General features: G+C 44.3%; 12 protein-coding genes. 7 read left to right on the top strand and 5 right to left on the bottom strand.

What is annotated here, in order from left to right; all coding sequences use genetic code 11:
- Positions 1-81: 81 nt before the first annotated feature.
- Complete coding sequence (locus AC1XUE_RS13170) at positions 82-1,443, bottom strand: T9SS type B sorting domain-containing protein (RefSeq protein ID WP_483356441.1); 1,362 nt, start codon at positions 1,441-1,443, stop codon at positions 82-84.
- Positions 1,444-2,016: 573 nt separating this feature from the next.
- On the opposite strand from AC1XUE_RS13170, the gene AC1XUE_RS13165 reads away from it, so the two are divergent.
- The 6 genes from AC1XUE_RS13165 to AC1XUE_RS13140 all read left to right on the top strand — a co-directional run bounded on the left by AC1XUE_RS13165 (position 2,017) and on the right by AC1XUE_RS13140 (position 9,583).
- Positions 2,017-2,544 (top strand): hypothetical protein, encoded by a 528-nt coding sequence (locus tag AC1XUE_RS13165; RefSeq protein WP_483356440.1) that lies wholly within the window; start codon positions 2,017-2,019, stop codon positions 2,542-2,544.
- 245 nt (positions 2,545-2,789) lie between these two features.
- Positions 2,790-3,818 carry a fatty acid desaturase gene (locus tag AC1XUE_RS13160; RefSeq protein WP_483356439.1) on the top strand — a complete coding sequence of 343 codons (1,029 nt, stop codon included), beginning with the start codon at positions 2,790-2,792 and terminating at the stop codon, positions 3,816-3,818.
- 426 nt (positions 3,819-4,244) lie between these two features.
- A complete protein-coding gene (locus AC1XUE_RS13155) occupies positions 4,245-4,610 on the top strand; it encodes a hypothetical protein (RefSeq protein WP_483356438.1) in 366 nt (121 codons plus the stop codon).
- Positions 4,611-4,685: 75 nt separating this feature from the next.
- Positions 4,686-5,777 carry a transaldolase gene (gene tal, locus AC1XUE_RS13150; protein ID WP_483356437.1) on the top strand — a complete coding sequence of 364 codons (1,092 nt, stop codon included), beginning with the start codon at positions 4,686-4,688 and terminating at the stop codon, positions 5,775-5,777.
- 555 nt (positions 5,778-6,332) lie between these two features.
- The gene (locus AC1XUE_RS13145; protein WP_483356436.1) at positions 6,333-8,576 is read left to right on the top strand and encodes a glycosyltransferase family 4 protein; all 2,244 of its coding nucleotides are present in this window, start codon (positions 6,333-6,335) and stop codon (positions 8,574-8,576) included.
- Positions 8,573-9,583, top strand: a complete 1,011-nt coding sequence (locus AC1XUE_RS13140) for a glycosyltransferase family 4 protein (RefSeq protein WP_483356435.1) — start codon at positions 8,573-8,575, stop codon at positions 9,581-9,583. Before AC1XUE_RS13145 ends, AC1XUE_RS13140 begins: the two co-directional genes overlap by 4 nt.
- Here AC1XUE_RS13140 and AC1XUE_RS13135 read toward each other — a convergent pair.
- Positions 9,580-11,052, bottom strand: a complete 1,473-nt coding sequence (locus tag AC1XUE_RS13135) for a glycoside hydrolase family 130 protein (RefSeq protein WP_483356434.1) — start codon at positions 11,050-11,052, stop codon at positions 9,580-9,582. The two genes, AC1XUE_RS13140 and AC1XUE_RS13135, sit on opposite strands and share 4 nt — an antisense overlap.
- A gap of 274 nt (positions 11,053-11,326) precedes the next feature.
- Here AC1XUE_RS13135 and AC1XUE_RS13130 point away from each other — a divergent pair, with 274 nt between their 5' ends.
- Positions 11,327-12,220, top strand: coding sequence for a poly(ethylene terephthalate) hydrolase family protein (locus AC1XUE_RS13130; RefSeq protein WP_483356433.1), 894 nt, complete (start codon positions 11,327-11,329; stop codon positions 12,218-12,220).
- Positions 12,221-12,439: 219 nt separating this feature from the next.
- Here the strand turns inward: AC1XUE_RS13130 and AC1XUE_RS13125 are convergent, their stop codons facing one another.
- The 3 genes from AC1XUE_RS13125 to nagA form a co-directional block, all read right to left on the bottom strand.
- Positions 12,440-13,993: a SusD/RagB family nutrient-binding outer membrane lipoprotein gene (locus AC1XUE_RS13125; RefSeq protein WP_483356432.1), complete on the bottom strand. Its 1,554-nt coding sequence runs from the start codon at positions 13,991-13,993 to the stop codon at positions 12,440-12,442.
- A 10-nt stretch (positions 13,994-14,003) separates the two neighbouring features.
- Positions 14,004-17,114, bottom strand: a complete 3,111-nt coding sequence (locus AC1XUE_RS13120) for a SusC/RagA family TonB-linked outer membrane protein (protein ID WP_483356431.1) — start codon at positions 17,112-17,114, stop codon at positions 14,004-14,006.
- Positions 17,115-17,408: 294 nt separating this feature from the next.
- Positions 17,409-18,596 carry an N-acetylglucosamine-6-phosphate deacetylase gene (nagA, locus tag AC1XUE_RS13115; protein ID WP_483356430.1) on the bottom strand — a complete coding sequence of 396 codons (1,188 nt, stop codon included), beginning with the start codon at positions 18,594-18,596 and terminating at the stop codon, positions 17,409-17,411.
- Positions 18,597-18,599 lie beyond the last annotated feature (3 nt).

Below are 18,599 nucleotides of genomic sequence, written 5' to 3'. Positions count from 1 at the left end.
TTTCAACAAGCATCTGACAGAAGAACATTCGGCAATAGACCTCTGCGGGATGCAGAAAATATCGGGTAGAAGTTGTTATGCTCAGAATACCAGCACTTTTCCGGTTACTACTTCTGTCGGGCCTAAAGGTTGACGCCATTTCAGCCGGTACGTGAAAATCCCGTGCGTGTATGCCCCTTTGTAGCGCCCATCCCAGATATGGTAACCACTTGAAACTTGTCCTGGATGGCTATAAAAAACCATTTCTCCCCAGCGGTTAATGATTGTTACTTCTTCAATATCTATAGCCTGATGTAGAAAAAACACGCTCCATAAGTCGTTGATACCGTCTGCATTTGGGCTGAATGCAGATGGAAGAAATATGTCAGATTCACACGGAGATACCAAATCAATTTCCTGCCGCGCTGTACAGCCGTTTTCGTCTTTAACAGCGACGGAATAATTTCCGACTTTTAGCTCCGAAAATGCCGGATGATTCCTAAAGCTTTCTCCATCAATACTATAATGAAGAACGCCGCTCCCAGATCCGTAAATTGTAATGGAACCGTCAGATCTTTCACATTTTGGATGTCGTATGTCAACCTCGGTGATCGTTGGCCCGTCACTGTGTTCAATTATGACTTCGCTACTTACCGTGCAGCCATCATCATTTCTCATCGAAACGATGTAATTGCCCGAAGACAGAGTGTCAAAGGAATTAACAGTTTGCTCAGGTCCCTGATTCAAAGAGTAATAAAGAATTCCGTTGGATGACTCAGCAGGTAACGTTATGGAGCCATTGTTTTGTCCGCAAGTTGTAGGTGACACCTCAATGTCGCTCAACAGCAGCTGATTAGCCAGTTTTAAAATGACTGTTTCTGAAATTTTGCATAGGGAATCATCTTTTACCCAAACGACATATTCTCCTCCTTCAAGCCCTTCAAATATATTACGTTTGTCAAACACCGTTCCATCAATGGAATAGGTCAATGAGCCATTTCCACCATATGCTGCAATTCGCAGTGTGCCCTCCTCTTTTCCACAACGTGGGTCTTGTACATCAACAAGTGATATAACAGGCAAAGGCTGCGCTTTGATTTCTACCTGCAATGTACCATAGCATGCCGCCGCTTGCACTGTTAATGTGTATGTGCCCGAAGCAAGATTTTCAAATAGTCCGGAAGTTTGAAATGGGCTGTCATCCAGCCTGAACTGAACTGGATAACGCGCTGAACCACTATGTCCAACGAACCTGAATGATCCGTCCTGACGGCCACAGCTGGAACGAACCCATGAATAGTCATCGAGAATAGCTGTGACGACTTCTATTGTGATAATGGTTACGTCAGACTGTACTTCATTGATCGTTTGCGTCAGGTAAAAATTTGTAGTGCTATGCAGAGGTTGTGAGTGATAAGTATTCCCTCTGCCAACTTTATATTCATGTCTTTGTCTGCATACCATGTCACATTTGTTCCTGTTACAGTCAAAACAGGATCTGTTCCAAGGCATGCCACATCAGCAGATTGTAGTTTGATGGACTCTTCTAAATTAACTTGATTCTGAATACAACGATCGATGACTGTAAGATCGGACGCAAGAACACCGTAATTCATAGCAATAAGAAGTCCTGTTGTGACATACAGCTCCAGACTCTTGATGATTCGAAACATATCAATTACCAACATCATTTTTATGAGATATTTACTGATACATTTGAGAAAAATCTTACATATGCCTGGTTACTTTTTCTTCCGCCAGACGCGCATTGAATCATTATCCTACGTTGACTGCTTGTAAAATGCTATCCAGTCAAGTACAACACAAAATTCGTCAGCTCGGGTAGATTCATGCGGTATGAAAGGAGGTAAGTGCTACTTAAAGCCATCCGGATTTTGATAGATATAAGAAATCATTTATAAAGTTTTACTTTGCTGGTAACTGAGAATTTGAGCGTTTCTTGCTGTAAAGGGGGAACTGCTGACGCACATCTTCGGCCGGCAGTAGCGGTTGGGGCTGGTATACATTTTGTAAGTGATGACATTTATCACTGAATCACAACGTTTTATGGCAGAGGAGCAAAGTTGTTTAATTCAAGACCTGTTAAACGCTGATGAACCATCATTTGCAAACAGAATAGCATGGGAAGACTTTATAAACGGGTATACTTCCAGCCACATTAAAATGCACGCACTACAACAATGTTTACAGCATTACCCGGCAATGACTGCAGGAAACTTCTATGTTCGACAAATCAGTGAAAACGGGACTGAATTTTTCTATTCTAATTCAAATGATCCAGAACCTTTTGGGATATTGGCCTGGTCCTACATTCTGGCTGATCAGGAAATTTTATGCGCTGTTAATCTGGATACCAATAATACTGCTAAACGTTATGTTACGGTTGACAATAACCTTCATACGCATGGTTCCAAACTTTACTGTCTTCTCGGATCAGCGGACTGCCCAAAGGAGCTTAATATAGAAGAAAGAAACGGGAAATCAGTCCGGTTAACGATTCCTGCCAATGATCTGGTTTGTTACCGGAATGTTCTAAATCAATGAGTCTGTATGTAAACGAATTACTGACATACCGGATTCAGCGGGCCCTGTTCGGAGGCAAACAGGTTAAATGCAGAATAATTTTATCAGTGGTATGAAACTTAAATTAATATGCATTCCTGTCGCAGAAAACAACCTATTTTACCTATCATTGTTAAATTGCTGAATATTAACAAGGTGCGAGGTGGAATTTTGGCTACTGACTTGGTGATTGAGCTGAAATATCTTATCTAATATTAACTAAATTTATGGCTTTTATTGATCATGTGCTGCAGGTTCCATCGTATGGATGGACGAACGAGAAAGGAGAGTTGGTTAGACCAGATACAGGCCAAGTTCTGAGAGAGTTTTTTAAGAGGTTAAATGTGTTTGATGACATTAAGAACTGGCTGTCGCTGATGAGCTGGGTCAAAGTATTGTTCATGGTACCGTTTTTGGCATTATTCATTTTTAAATATTTCACCTGGCCGTTATTTGCAGTCGCCTTCTTGTATAGCATGATCATCATGGGTACACACGGAACAATCTGGCATCACCGCTATTGTACACACGGCGCTTACAGATTTAAAAATAGCTTTTGGCGTTTCATAACTCAAAACCTGACCATAAGCATGATCCCGGAAGAAATTTATGTGGTTTCTCATCATGTGCATCACGCAAAGTCGGATCAGCCGGGAGATCCCTATAATGCGCAAGCTGGTTTTCTATATTGTTTTCTTGCCGACGTAATCCATCAGCCCATTGCAAAAAATCTGAGTAAAGGTGATTACAATCGTATAGTAGCATTGATGAGGCATACCGGCGTTCCGGCAAATACATATTCGCAATACCAGTACTGGGGTTCTTATATCAACCCGGTAAATGCGTTAATCGCATGGGTGTTAAACTGGTCTTTTTGGTTTACGTGTTTTTTCTTGTTGGGAGGACCCGCACTTGTTTGTTGTATGTTCGGGGCTGCAGGTTTCTGGGCTGTAGGTGTTCGTACCTTTAACTATGAAGGACATGGGAAAGGTGAAAATAAGCAGGTTAAGGGTACTGATTTTAATACAAATGATAATTCCATTAATCAGGTTTGGCCAGGAATCGTCGCCGGTGAATGGCATAACAACCACCACTTGTATCCTACAAGCGCACGGAGCGGTTTCAAACCTTACCAGCTCGACTTAGCCTGGTACTACATTAAATTTCTTTATTTGATTGGCGCGGTAAGTACTTATCGGGATTCAAAAAGTGATTTTTTAAAACATTATCATGTCCCTTTCTGTAAGAGTGAATAGCGTTGGTATTATGTAGTTTTTTTTAAAAGAGATCGGGTTGGTTCGCAACTAATTATAATGTCAGGTTCAATAATTTCCAAATCTCCTAACGGGCAAGTAGTTGCTCAAATCAGCGTCTCCGTGCGTACCTTGATTTTCTGACTTTTATAAATATTTTCAATATCCCTGCATTGGTATGGTTCTTTCCCAATGATATGGCTTTGGCTGGCTCTATGACATTTGGTTAAGTCTAAATGCTTTATGATTTACATATTCAGATGGTAGATGATATGAGGAAGGGCACCTTGCCAATAGTTTCAGCTGAACTTGGAGGGAGATCAGTAGTGAGATACGACACGAAAAGTAAATGGAAAAAAGCGTGTGTAGAATTAGCTTTTACTGCAGCAGTATTTATGTTTCCAGTAGCAAAATCAAAAAATGTAATTTATGGATAATCAAATTCACATAGACAGTCATGCTGAGACAACGGCGCTTTTGGAAAGTACGACCAGTAAACTGACAGGCAGTGAGAAATCTATTACACCGTCAACAGGGATTGAGTTGATTGATGAATGGATTAAACCACTCTCCGAAAATCAGAATACACAGTCTATCTCACAACACCTTCAGATACTAAAAACACAACTTCAGGAATCGGCAGGCGCAGATGTTATTACTGGTCAAATGAAACAAATAGCCGAGGAGGTATCAAAAATTGCAGCTGACGTTGGCGCTGAAGGTGAAATGCCATCATTGCTTACTGGATTATCTGCCGCTTTGCGATTAGGAGGATGTCAGCAGGATAACGACTGATCCTCTTGATTTCTGAATATGTAAGTATATCAGAACGTGTTAAACTAATATTACAACTTAAAACAGAAGATTACTATGGAACAAAGTAAAGTAAAACAAATACATAACTTCGGGCAAAGTATCTGGCTGGACTTTATTGATCGTAAATTGATGTATTCAGGTGAATTGCAAAAATTGATTGAAGAGGATGGTATCAGAGGTGTGACTTCCAATCCTGCTATTTTCGAAAAAGCAATCAGCAGCAGCTCAGATTATGATGCAGATATAGCTGAGCTTTCACAAAGTGATAAAACTACTGAGCAAATATTCTTTGGTTTGGCAGTTTCCGATATTAGGCAGGCATGTGATCTGTTGTGGCCGGTTTACAACGAGGAGGATGTCGTGGGTGCCGATGGCTATGTGAGCCTTGAAGTTTCTCCGTTTTTAGCGACTGATACACAAGCAACGATCAGCCAGGCGCGTGAGTTGTGGAAAGCTGTCGGAAAGAATAATGTAATGATTAAGATCCCTGGAACTGAGCCCGGGCTAATCGCAATCCAGACAGCAATCAGTGAGGGGATAAATATCAATGTCACTTTGCTATTTAGTCTTGACCGTTATGAGGCGGTGGCTGAAGCCTATATTTCCGGACTGGAAAAAAGAGCAGCGGAAGGCTTACCCGTCGCCCATGTTTCGTCTGTTGCCAGTTTCTTTTTAAGCCGTATAGACATTTTGGTTGATCCGATTTTAGATCAGGTAGGACTGGCTGAGTTGAAAGGGAAAGTAGCGATTGCATCTGCCAGACTTTCTTATCAAATATACAAGCGCATGTTCAGCTCGGATCGCTGGAAAAAGCTGGCAGAAAAAGGTGCTGTGCCACAGCGTCTGTTATGGGCGAGTACAGGTAACAAAAATCCTGATTTTAAGGATACCAGATATATAGAGGCGCTCATAGGACCTGACACCGTTAATACCGTTCCGCTGGAGACGTTGGATGCATACCGCGATCATGGCGATCCGGCCAGCCGGCTGGAAGATGATTTGGAAGAAGCAACCCAGGTCATGGAGAAAATTAAAACGGCCGGTATTGATATAGACGCGCTAACCAAACAGTTGGAAGAGGAAGGAATTGAAAAGTTTAATGCGCCATTTCGCAAACTGCTCGATGCCATTGAAAAGCAACGGTAATCTGAATCCCAACGATCCGGCGCATTACTTTCGATGTTGGTGCTAAATTAATCAGCAATTGCCGTATTGGAAACTTAAAAAGCTTCCGAAAAATTCAGTAAAACAGCCGGAACGCAACTAGTGAATATAGCTATTTGTGTTCCGGCCGTTTTGCTTGTCAGCTCGGATCGTTTACTGAGTACTTTCGCAGGCTTTATATTGCAAAGCAAAAAATGCAAAGCGCATAATTAAGGCCATCTGCTACCGGAGCAGATGGCCATTTTATGGAGGCCGAAACAGCGTCTAAGATTCCTGAGACTTATTATCCCTTTTTTCTTTCTTATCTGCCCTTTTTTCTTTCAGGTTTTTGTCTGGTTTCTTTTTCTCACCCTTCTGTGCACTCTTTTCTTTTGACATGGTATCTTTTCGTTTAATGTAAGATACGCCTAAAAAACGGACATCCCGCCTCGTTTTTTATAATATAGTTCTTATATACCAAAATGGCTGTAATACAGAGAAATAACCTAATAGTTCGGGATAATAAGGTTAACTTAGAAGAAATCAAATGCGTACTTTATGAAGATTTCTTTTATTGGCACATTCCCGCCCCGAGAATGCGGAATTGGTACGTTTACCAAAAATCTGGTAGACTCGGTGGTTGCTGCATCGGGAACCGATAATCCAAACAGGGCACTGGTAGTAGCGATTAACAATCACGGGCATGAATACGATTATCCCAAAGAAGTAAAAGTTACAATCCGTCAGGAAGAACAGGCTGATTACCTTCAGGCAGCGAGTTTTATCAATATCAGCGGTGCCGACATTTGCATATTACAACATGAATTCGGGATTTTCGGCGGGCAAAACGGTATATACATTCTTCCGTTACTTTATCGATTGAAAATTCCGTTGATAGTTAGCCTCCATACAGTTCTGAAAAACCCCTCTTACAACGAGCGGGCTGTGTTGATTGAAATCTGTAAGATCGCTCAGAGTGTTGTAGTGATGAGCCGAACGGCAGTGGATATGCTTATGGAAGAATATGGTATTGCGGAAAGTAAAATCACCCAGATTGCTCACGGTGTTCCCGACATTCAGTTCGACCAGCTGGAGGCGAAAAAGGAATTCAAGCTCGCAGCCAAGCATGTGTTGCTTACCTTCGGGTTTATAGGACGCAACAAAGGTATTGAAGTCGTTCTGAAAGCACTTCCGGCTGTAATTGCCAGATATCCCCAGCTGGTTTATATTGTCTTAGGCAAAACGCATCCTAACGTGATCAGGCATTCCGGAGAAGAATACCGGATTTTTTTGATGGGATTAGTTAAAAAGCTCGGTATTGAAAAGCATGTGATCTTTATGAATGAGTTTGTTGATCAAACTGAGCTCTTCAAATACCTCTCCGCTGCAGACATCTACATCACACCATATACCAGTGAGGCTCAAATCACCAGTGGAACGTTATCTTATGCCATCGGCGCGGGAGCGGCAGTGATTTCAACGCCTTACTGGCATGCGGCAGAGCTGCTTTCACAGAATAGGGGTAGGTTATTTCCATTCAATGATGTACAGGCATTAAGTGATATTTTTCTTGAATTGCTAGACAATCCTGAGGCGATGCATACGCTCCGGAGCAATGCATACAGTTATGGCAGAGAAATTACCTGGCCGAAGATCGGTGAACAGTACGCGCAGCTGGCTCAGAAAGTAGTTGCCGAGCGTCCGGACGTCATGGCTGAAACAGAAACACTTCTGGATCTTCCGGCACTCCCCCCGTTCTTGCTCGACCATGTACAGCGGCTTACCGACGATACTGGGATTATTCAGCATGCCAAGTATGGGATTCCGAACCTGAAAGAAGGCTACTGTCTGGACGACAATGCCCGGGCGCTGTTGATGGTCCTGATGACCTACAAACGGAACAAACATCCATTGGCTTTAAGGTTGTCTCCGACCTATCTGAGCTATATCAATTATATGCAGAACCCGGATGGCACATTCCGAAACTTTTTAAGTTTTAACCGAAACTTTTTGGACGAAGTTGGCTCAGAGGATTCTTTTGGCAGGGCCATATGGTCGTTGGGTTACTTGCTTGGAAATGCGCCGAATGACGCCTATTATCAAACGGGCAGGGAAATTTTCTTTGACGCCATGCCTAATTTCGTGAAGCTCAGATCTATCAGGAGCATTGCCAACACGATGGTGGGGATCTGCCATTATCTGAAGAGCAACCCTGCAGATGAGGGAATGATCGAAGTGCTCAGGCAACTTTCGAACCGTCTGGTGGCCGATTATGAAATAAACCGGACAGACAACTGGCATTGGTATGAAGCACTTTTAGCGTATGACAATGCCTTTTTGCCATTGGCAATGTTACACGCCGCAGAATTCTTAAACAATGAAGATGTAAACCGAATCGCATTGGAAAGCATGAATTTCCTTTCCGGGATTACCTTAAAAAACGGATATCTGTCTGTTGTAGGCAATGAAAAGTGGTATAAAAAGGGTGAGGAAAATTCTATGTTTGCGCAGCAGCCGCTGGATGCGCTGGCTATGGTGCTCATGTTTCATCAAGCATTCCGCCTGACGAAGGATCATACGTATGTGCAGCAGCTTAATACATGCTTTATGTGGTTTCTTGGTGAAAATGATCTCCGGATCAGTCTGTATGATTTTGAAACAAAAGGGTGTTGTGACGGGCTGGAAAGCTATGGGGTAAACCGTAACCAGGGAGCTGAAAGTACGCTGGCTTATTTGATATCGCACCTGAGTGTTCTGGAAGCATTCGAGGAACTGACCGAATTGAAAGCCGCCCAGTCATGAGAATAGCCATTTTATCTTCGATTGCGTGGCGTACACCGCCACGCAATTACGGCCCCTGGGAACAAGTTACTTCTTATCTGGCCGAGGGGCTGGTAGAAAGAGGTATTGATGTAACGCTTTTTGCTACTTCGGATTCGGTTACCAGAGCTCAATTAGAGGCAACCTGCGCTGTCGCCTATGCGGAAGATCAGAATGTTGATCCCAAAGTTGCTGAATGCGTGCATATCAGCAATGTGATGGAAAAGGCAGATCAATTTGATTTGATTCATAACCACTTTGATTTTCTGCCTTTAACTTATTCAAGACTGATTAAAACACCTGTGTTAACAACAATTCACGGGTTTTCATCGGATAAGATTAAAGAAGTTTACCGTCGGTATAACAAACATGCGCATTATGTTTCCATCAGCAATGCCGACAGGGATCATGAGCTGGATTACGCAGCCACCGTTTACAATGGAATCGATGCCGCCGCATTTCCATTTATCAGCATGTCGGACGACTATTTGTTGTTCTTTGGAAGGATACATCCCGATAAAGGAACCAGTGAGGCTATCGAAATCGCCCGAAAAAGTGGTCGCAGGTTACTGATTGCCGGACTTATTCAGGATGAAGCTTATTTCAAACAAAAAATTGAACAGCACATTGACTCCAAAACGGTTTTTTACTGCGGAAACGTGGGCCCTGCTGAGAGAAGCACATTGCTTGGAAGGGCTCATGCGTTGCTGCACCCGATCAGTTTTGATGAACCGTTTGGATTAAGTGTGGCTGAATCTATGTTTTGCGGAACACCTGTGATTGCTTTCAACCGTGGGTCTATGCGGGAGCTGATACAGAATGGTAAAACAGGTTTCCTTGTAAGTTCTGTGGACGAAGCTGTAGGGGCGGTGGCACTGGTTGAGAATATACAGAGACAGGACTGCGCGGATTGGGCGCAGTCCATGTTTTCCACAGATCAAATGGTTGAGGGTTACCTGGCAGTTTATGAGTCGATTCTACGAGGCTAAGCTGCAGGTTGGGTTAATTCTGTCAATAGTTCCTTCAAGTCAACGACTGCGTAGGTTGAGGCGTAGTCGGACATTGCGTAAGGGATGATCAGGCTCTCATTGTGAATGAAAGCACCGCAAGAGTATACCACATTCGGCACATAACCTTCACGTTCTTTGCGATTTGGAATCAGAAGTGGTTGACTAAGCCTGCCGATCTCTTTGGCAGGATCGTCGAGCTCGAACAAAGATGCACCCAGTACATATTCGCGCATCGGGCCAACGCCATGGGTTAGTACAAGCCAGCCAGCCGTTGTCTCAAGTGGGGATCCGCAGTTGCCGATTTGTACGAACTCCCATGGATATCTGGGAGACTGTATCATTGTTGCCTGTCGCCATACACTTATGTTGTCAGAAAATGCGATGTAATTGTTTACGCCGTCTATCCGGCAGAGCATCACATATTTTCCATGAATTTTTCTGGGGAAAAGAGCCATTCCTTTATTCTGAGCGATCTCGCCGTGAATCGGCAATACCTTGAAATGGTAAAAATCCTTCGTTACCAGTAATTTTGGTAATATTGAAATGCCGTCGTAAGCTGTATAGGTAGCATAATAGGTAGCATCCTGATCATGGTCCATGAACTTTACAAAACGGGCATCTTCAATCCCCTTTTTCTCTGTGTCAGCGATCGGAAAAATGACCCGCTCGGAAATGTCTGTATCAAGAGAGAAGTCCATTTCGTAGTGTGAGGATGCGAGCCACATGATCTCCCGAAGAAAAATGTGGCTCTGTTCATCCATTTCTATCTGTTCCGCTGTTTCATAAACATAACGTTTGAGTTCTTCATAAGTGAATGTCTCAGTTAATTTTTGCTCGATAATAGGGTAGACAGTATTGCTTAATTTCTGCATTTCCCCCAATTTGGCTAAAAAGGAGCTTTTCTTATAGGTATGGTTTCGTATATGTTCTGGCGAATCCAGCATTCGTCCTGCCGGTTCAACGGTGATCAGATTGTTCATGTCGATGATCGCGGACCTGAAAACAATCGAAGAAATATGCCCTTCGCCGGTAGCACGAAAGCTCAGAATGATCCTGCGTTCACCAAAACCAGTGCGCGACTGATCAGGATCTTCTACAATAGCCGGATTGAAAAATGCTGCAGCTTCTATCGAATACTCCATCGTAAAATAGGAACCTATCAACATTTTTTCCGTAGTGCCCAGTGATGCAGGATCAATTTGCATTAAACGCAGTAATGGGTGGAGCTTGTGATAATGTCTTTCAAATATCTTTAAAATATTGCGGTGCCGTCTGGCATACTTGCGAAACACGTTGCTTAATTCCTGCTTCTGATCCCGCTCAGGCATGTCCAGGATAAGTCGGATCAGTTTCTTGCTTCTTTCCTCGTTGCTAAAAAGAAAGCGGGCAATCACGCGACTGGAATCCGGTTGAAAGACAATGTCTTTCCTAATGATGTTGATTGACATTTGGCTTTTGTAACAAGATAGACTTATAATCCCGGATTGCAGGTATGCAAAGCTTTATAAATGAGAAATTACATAAAATCCGGACACTCCGCCAGATGACAGTCGATTAGATTTGGATAGTATACAAACTTTGCAGATCTCCATTATTCCAGCTCCTGAACCAGGTTAGAGATCACAAATTTTTATCTGAAATTGCCATTGGACAAGTGAGTTTAAGTGGATTAAAGCCTTTGTAAGTTTAAACTCTAAAAAATCCACGACTTCAAAGTATCTTATGAAAAGATCCAGTTTTATCGTTTTTACATTGGCTTCTCTATTATCAATAGGAACATCCTGGGCGCAGCAAACTGCCTTTCGTACCGTTGAAGATGGAGGAACCGGCAAATGCAAGGCAGTGATGACAACACAGGCATCCCTTCCGACGCACACTGTTTTTACGCCCCGGGACCTGAGTCGGTTCGGCAAAAAAGAAAAGTTGCCTGTTGTAGCCTGGGGCAATGGAGCTTGCTATAATTCTCCCTGGGAACATGTTAACTTTTTGAGTGAAGTGGCATCCCATGGATTCTTGGTGATTGCGACCGGATTAATGCCGAAGGAAACCGGTGAGCAAGTGAAGGACCGCTCCAAATCAAGCCAGTTGGTCGATGCCATCAACTGGGCTATTGCACAGAATGAGGATAAGGGCAGTCCATTCTATCAGAAAATAGATGTGAAAAAGATTGCTGTAAGCGGCATGTCCTGCGGTGGCTTACAGACGCTAGAGGTCTCTGCTGATCCACGGATCAGTACGGTAGTGGTGTGCAACAGTGGGATATTTAAAACACCGGGGAACGGTATCAGTAATATGCTCAACCTTACCAAAGACAACCTGCAGAAAATCCATACACCTACGCTATACTTGCTGGGAGGCGAGAAAGATATTGCTTATGGCAATGGAATGGACGATTATCATCAGATTAACCATGTACCCGTTTTTGTAGCCAATATGAATGTTGGGCATGGTGGCACCTACAGCCAGCCTCATGGAGGGGAATTTGCAAAAGTGGCCACCGCCTGGTACAAATGGCAATTGAAAGGCGATAGTCAGGCAGGTACTATATTTACCGGTGAGCCGGCTGGAATTGCGCAAAATACAAACTGGACATATGAGAAGAAGAATATGCCCTGACAGGTATGCGAAAGGAGTAGGCATACCTTCTATCTCTGCTTCACCACTGACATAAGAGGGACGAGATATTTTTGACAGCTTCACTTCACCGTTTCTGGACTCTGCAAACAGTACTCAATCGTATTTAACAACTAAAAGTCACTCCAGGCGGTGATGCCGAGAATGACTTTCAGTTATAAGTTTACTGTTCCTTTTATGAGGTTATGATAGGGTGGTGGGTCAATCTACATCCCACCAAACCTTTGTTGCTGCATTATCAGGCCCTCCCAGCATCTGCCGGGCTTTCTCCAGTGCATCAGCATTTGTGGTCGCTTCTACGGAGGAATAAGGGAGACGTTTGATAAATGTTCCTAAGGGAAGATCCGAATTATCGGATTGTAGCAATGGGTACATGACAGGGTAGCCACTTCTTCTGAATTCTGACCAGGCTTCAATACCATCCGGAAATAAAGCGATCCATTTCTGAGTACCGATCTGAGCCCTCTGAACGGCTTCTGTGGCCGCCCATTTGATAGGAGTGTTCGATACGGCTGCAGAGCCGGCTTCATCACCTGGTGCGGCGGGCAGTGCCGTCGAACTGATATAGTTTTGTACTGCCGCATTATCAGAGATGCCCCACTGCTGCATGCTGGTTTCAATTCCTTTCTCATATAATTCCTTGGCGGTGCCAGTTCCCATATTCCAGCCGTTGAGCGCTCCTTCCGCTCTGAGGAAATAAGCTTCCGCCGCTGCCATTACTTCCTGCCGGACAGTTAAATTGGCAACCCAGGCGCTGCCATTTCTCTGTACCCATCTGGTTCCGATATTTGACGTTTGAGCGGGACGGTTACCAGCCAGGTTGATGGCTGTGGCAGAACTCCCGTTCCTTAGTCCCTTAAACTGTCCGGTTGAAACAGCCGGCTGGAATAGTACCGCCAATCTCGGATCATTGTATCCTTTCAGATAAGACGCCATGGTAGAGCTCATACTGAACTCATTGGCTGCTGCATTGAATGCCAGTCCGTTTGCATCGTCCCCGTTCAGGAAGCGTTCAATGGTTGCACTATGCGTATTGGCGGTCATCACACCTGCCGCTACTGCTGCTTCTCCTTCCTGTTTAGCTCTTTGAGCATCCACTTTTGAGATGCGAAGTGCCATTCTCAATCGCAGGGTATTGGCAAATGTTATCCATTTTGAAACATCTCCTGCAAACATTAAGTCCTGTGCTCCGAAGACATTGGTAACATTCGCAGCTTTTAGATTGATGACAGCATCGTCAAGTCTTTTGAACAGATCGTCATAGATTTGCTGCTGGCTGTCATAGGGAATGCTTGTTTCTGTAGACCCCGCACCAAAGTAGGGAACAGGCCCGAACTGATCTGTATAGCGGTGAAATACATATGCTTTCATGATGTTGGCCAGCGCATACTCTGCAGACTTATCATCGGTTGCGTCGAAGATGGCCTGAAGTTGCGGCATAGCAAACACATAGGTAATGATGCCTGGCCGCGATAGCCATGTATCGTTAAGAGCATACCTGTCTGTGGTAAAACTGGTGGTGGTCAGCGCATAATACTGTGCATACAGATCAGGCATTAGGATAGAAATGGTCTGATAGTAGGGCCTGTGATAGAGTGCCGCTGACTGAGCTCTTGAAAACATAAACCCGAGTTCGCGCGAGCCAACCTCGGTCAGCTTGGACGGATTGGTATTGATGTCTACAAAGTCTTTGGTACATGCTGAAAGTGTAATCAGAAAGACGAAAAAGGAGCTGATGGCTGAATATTTTTTCATGGGAGTTTCCTTAAAAAGAGAAGTTGATGTTAAGACCCAGACTGCGTGTTGAAGGCACGATGCCACTTTCTATTCCCTGATAGTTGCTTGAACCGATAGCAGATTCAGGATCTACAGGAAGAGTGCGTTTGCCGATGCCAGGGATGTCTACCAACGACTTGCCGCGATACAGGAAAAACAGATTTCGTGCGGTCAGCGATACGCGTGCAGCTTTGATCCCGGAATGGCCGATGGCAAAATCATAGCCAAGAGAAAGCTCTCTGAGTCGGAAGTTGGTAGCGCTGTAGGCAAAGAACTCACCCCAGGCATTGGTTCCTCCCTGTGAAACCTGCGTCCATAACTGCTCGGCCGATATGGGTACTGTATTGGCAGAACCGTCAGGTGATACGCCGGGCAATATCAGGCCACCCTCCCGGTTTGCAGTGGTGTACTGTGCCAGTCCGAAATATCCAAGCAAAGCATCGGTTCCTGAAATAATGGTACCACCTACTCTTCCGTCAACAAGAAAGGACAGATTGAATTTTTTATAATTGATCTGGTTATTCCATCCCAGTGTGTAATCCGGGTTGAAGTTGCCTATCTTCTTCAACTGATCTACCAGTGGCAATCCGTTAGCTCCGACTCTGTGCTGTCCCTGCTCGTTTTTGCCCCAGACAAATCCATAAAGATCTCCGTAGGAACCGCCAGGGCGTATCAGTGAGCTGGCAAAGTTGGTGGCAGTGGTCAGGCTGGCCTGCTGAATGCCTGGTAAAAGCGAAATTACCTTATTTCTGTTGGCTGCAAAATTCAGATTGGTGTTCCAGCTCAGATTCTCAGATTTCACGGGGGTGCCAGTCAGCATCAACTCAATACCTTTGTTTTGAATATCGCCTACATTGATGTACTGGTTGTTGAATCCGGACGGCTGAGGAAGACCTATAAAGATAAGCTGGTTGACCGTATTGGTTTTATAAAGCGTCATGTCAATCCCTAATCTGCCATTCAGAAAACGCCACTCAGTTCCTATTTCAAGCGCATTGGTTCGTTCAGGTTTTAAATTGTTGATATAGCGGGTCTGATCACGGGTTATAAAACCTGATCCGGCTCCTTGTGCATAGGTATATGTCTGGTTCAAAAGGTAAGGGTCGGCATCATTACCCACCTGCGTGTAAGCGGCACGTACCTTAGAATAGGTAATCCATTGTGGAAGATTCAAAAATCCTGATAAAAGTGTTGACACACCCACGGAAGGATAGAAATAGCTGTGTGGGGCGGGCAGGGTAGAGGACCAGTCATTACGTGCACTTAAATCGATAAAAAGTAGTTCACGAAAGCTGGCCGTTGCACTGGCATATACAGATTGGATCTCTTTTTTTGCAACAATATTGGCAAATGCCGGTGTGGATGCAAAATTCAGATCGAACACATTTGGAATCCGTAATCCGTTGGCAAGCGATTGGGTATTATAGCCGTTATTGTTCAGAATAGAGCCTCCCAGGTTATAACTCAGACCAAAGTCCTCCCCAAAAGTATTATTACCTGAAAGCAATACATCAATGTTTCGTTCCCATCTGTTGACATGGTTTTCCTGATAACGTCCTCCGGCAAGTGTGGGAACTGGTAATGTACCTGCATGATAAGAACCTGTAATTTTATCGTCATAGCGGTCAAGGCTATAGCGGCCCTGAAGAAACAGCCAGTCTGTGAACTGATATTTGACAGAACCTACCATCATCACCCTGTTACGTTCCTCGTTCAGTGCGGTGCGGTTCACATCCCAGTAAGGATTTTGAAAAAATGAGCTGGTCGTCCAGTATACAGGTTGGGGTTGACCAGTTACCGGGTTGATTGATTCATAGTTTTTAAGCTCTTCGGGGCTCATATCGCGCGGCATTATTAATGCTTCGTTCGTAACGCCATTATCTCCAAGTCTGGGCTTTCCGGTAATTTTCTGATTCACGTAGGTGACCTTAATGTCTGTGGTCAGGCCAGGTAGAATTTCATTGTTCAGTCTTACATTGAGCGTATTTCTGTTAAGTTTATTATTAGGTATGATCCCTGATATGCTGTTATTGGTGTAGGATGCATAACCCTGCATTTTATCGGTCCCACCTGATATGTTCACCGAGTTGTTCAGCGTCGTTCCGGTATTGTAAAAGCTTTTTACATTGTCTTTGTAGGTTTGGGCAGGCGCTCCCCAGCTGCCTGCTGCGGTCTGACCTAATGCACCACCGTTGCCTCGACCAAAAGTATTTTGAAGCTGCATTAAAAGAAGTGGGTTTTCTATTGAGATACCGCCATTGTAGTTCACAGAGGTCTTGCCGCTCTTACCCCGTTTGGTAGTAATCATCAAAGCACCGTTTGCTGCACGGCTACCGTACAAAGCGGCCGCAGCCGGACCTTTCAGGACGGTAATGGACTCCACGTCTTCGGGATTGATACTCGCAGCACCGTCGCTTCCTGAATAGCCGCTACTGGTGCTTTTTTGTTGAGTAGCCGGCGTATTGGCTGATCCGCTGCCACCTTGTTCGGTTGTCATAGTATTATCTATAGGCACTCCATCGATTACAATAAGTGCGTTGTTGTTGCCACTGATGGAACGGTTACCTCTCAGTACGACACGTACCGCGCCGCCTGGGCCGGTAGCTGCTGGTGTAATTACTGCGCCAGCTATTTTCCCGTTCAAGCTGTTCATGACATTGCCGGATGGATCTTTGATAGAGGTTAGGTCCGAATTGGAAAGTTGCTGAGCCGCATACGTAATGGATTTACTTTCACGGGTAATACCCAGAGCTGTAACAACCACTTCTTCCAATTGAGATGCCGCAGCAAGTAACCGGACCTCAATTTTCGTTTGGTTGCCAACTGTAATTTCCTGTGTCTGAAAGCCGATGTAGGAAATGACGAGTACATCTGTGGGCTTAGCATTTATTGAAAAGTTACCTTGCGCGTCTGTGGACACCCCTGTACTGGTTCCTTTCACAAGGATATTGGCTCCCGGAATAGTAGTTTGAGCAGCGCCATCTCTGACAATACCAGTTAGTACTAAGGAATCCTGCGCAAGTATAACACCACTGGCGGAGGATAGAAAAACGGTGAAGACCAGATATAACCTGTATATCCGAAATAGATTTGGCTTCATATTGTATGGTGGATTAAGTTTTACTCAGAATTATATTCTACTGATATGGCAAAAGACTATGATAATGGCTGTACTTACAAACGCGAAGCAATAAAAATCAGCGAGAACGTTATCGAAACAGGTAGCTGAAAACTTCTCACAGGCTGTCTATCAGTTACATTAACGAACTTCAAAAACCTGAAATGATCAAGCTGCAATTTGCCAATAGGCGCATTTTTATGCCGATGGCAACAAGACCAATACCAGGCAAATGGTATTCTCATTCTAACGTAACATAGTATACGTATTCTGCATTTAAATATCACCCTCGCGGTCAAACACTAACTTTCCTGATACGAAAGTTTTTTGAATCTGTATGTTTTCATCGAAAATGATGATGTCTGCATCTTTCCCTTTTAAGAGAGATCCTTTTTTACTATCCACTTTCATGATACGTGCAGGCGTAAGTGTCATCATTTTTACTGCTTCTATCAAGGGTACGTCTCCAAGTTGGATCATGGTTCTTATAAGTCTGTCAGCGGTAGCCACACTGCCTGCGAAAGAGGACCGGTCAGGGAGTTTGGCGACACCGTCTTCTATGATCACTTTCAAACCATTGGACTGAGAGCCCAATATACTTTCACCCTCAGGCATTGCGGCTGCGCGCATCGCATCTGTTATCAGGGCTATTTTTTCAGGACCTTTTATTTTGTATACCAGTTTGAGCAATGGAGCCGGCAGGTGTACACCATCAGCGATAATTTCCACATCCATATCCAGCAATAGCGCACTTTCGATTGTACCCGCATACCTGAAAGCATTCTTCCTTGTCACACCCGACATGGCTGAATACAGGTGTGTTGCCAAACTATAGCCGTTTTCGAAAGCTTCAAGAACCTGCTCATATACCGCATCAGTATGTGCCACGGCGGGCAGAATTCCTTTTTGTACTAAACATTGTCCAAACTCAATAGCTCCAGGAAGTTCCGGAGCAGCACTCCAGCGTACAATGGAGGAACTATGATCCAGAATCCTGCTGTACTCCTTTGCATCGGGATTGCGGATGTAGCGTGGATCCTGTGCTCCCCGTTGACTTTGCGCAAAATAAGGGCCTTCCAGATGCATGCCCAGAAACTGAGCGCCATGATGATTCTGCCTGTTTGCCTGGTCATACAGATCCAGCGTTTTGATCAGATCGTCGAGTTCGCTGGTCAGCGTAGTGGGGACCATCGCGGTGGTACCGTAACGCGCATGGGTGTTGGCTACGTTGAGGAAGGCTTGTACTGATCCATCCATAAAATCACTGTCTCCTCCACCATGTACATGCAGATCGATAAAGCCAGGGGATACATAGTGGCCACCTGCATCAATATCATAGGTATGATCAGTATCAGGATTTGTTTCGCAGACCTGCAGGATCTTTCCATCCTCCATGATCACCGCTCCATTTTTGATTACCCTGTGCGGCGTAAGCACGTTGGCATTGAATATTTTTGTTTTCAATTG

The sequence above is a fragment of the Dyadobacter sp. HNCC25DJ187 genome (genome assembly GCF_056895255.1).
The sequence above is the reverse complement of the archived record's forward strand: the minus strand, read 5'-3'. Positions and strand labels throughout refer to the sequence as shown.

Bases quoted from the DNA above. Each gene is read 5' to 3' on its own strand.
- AC1XUE_RS13170 (WP_483356441.1), bottom strand. From the start codon at position 1,443: ATGGTATGCAGACAAAGACATGAATATAAAGTTGGCAGAGGGAATACT.
- AC1XUE_RS13165 (WP_483356440.1), top strand. From the start codon at position 2,017: ATGACATTTATCACTGAATCACAACGTTTTATGGCAGAGGAGCAAAGT.
- AC1XUE_RS13160 (WP_483356439.1), top strand. From the start codon at position 2,790: ATGGCTTTTATTGATCATGTGCTGCAGGTTCCATCGTATGGATGGACG.
- AC1XUE_RS13155 (WP_483356438.1), top strand. From the start codon at position 4,245: ATGGATAATCAAATTCACATAGACAGTCATGCTGAGACAACGGCGCTT.
- tal (WP_483356437.1), top strand. From the start codon at position 4,686: ATGGAACAAAGTAAAGTAAAACAAATACATAACTTCGGGCAAAGTATC.
- AC1XUE_RS13145 (WP_483356436.1), top strand. From the start codon at position 6,333: ATGAAGATTTCTTTTATTGGCACATTCCCGCCCCGAGAATGCGGAATT.
- AC1XUE_RS13140 (WP_483356435.1), top strand. From the start codon at position 8,573: ATGAGAATAGCCATTTTATCTTCGATTGCGTGGCGTACACCGCCACGC.
- AC1XUE_RS13135 (WP_483356434.1), bottom strand. From the start codon at position 11,052: ATGTCAATCAACATCATTAGGAAAGACATTGTCTTTCAACCGGATTCC.
- AC1XUE_RS13130 (WP_483356433.1), top strand. From the start codon at position 11,327: ATGAAAAGATCCAGTTTTATCGTTTTTACATTGGCTTCTCTATTATCA.
- AC1XUE_RS13125 (WP_483356432.1), bottom strand. From the start codon at position 13,993: ATGAAAAAATATTCAGCCATCAGCTCCTTTTTCGTCTTTCTGATTACA.
- AC1XUE_RS13120 (WP_483356431.1), bottom strand. From the start codon at position 17,114: ATGAAGCCAAATCTATTTCGGATATACAGGTTATATCTGGTCTTCACC.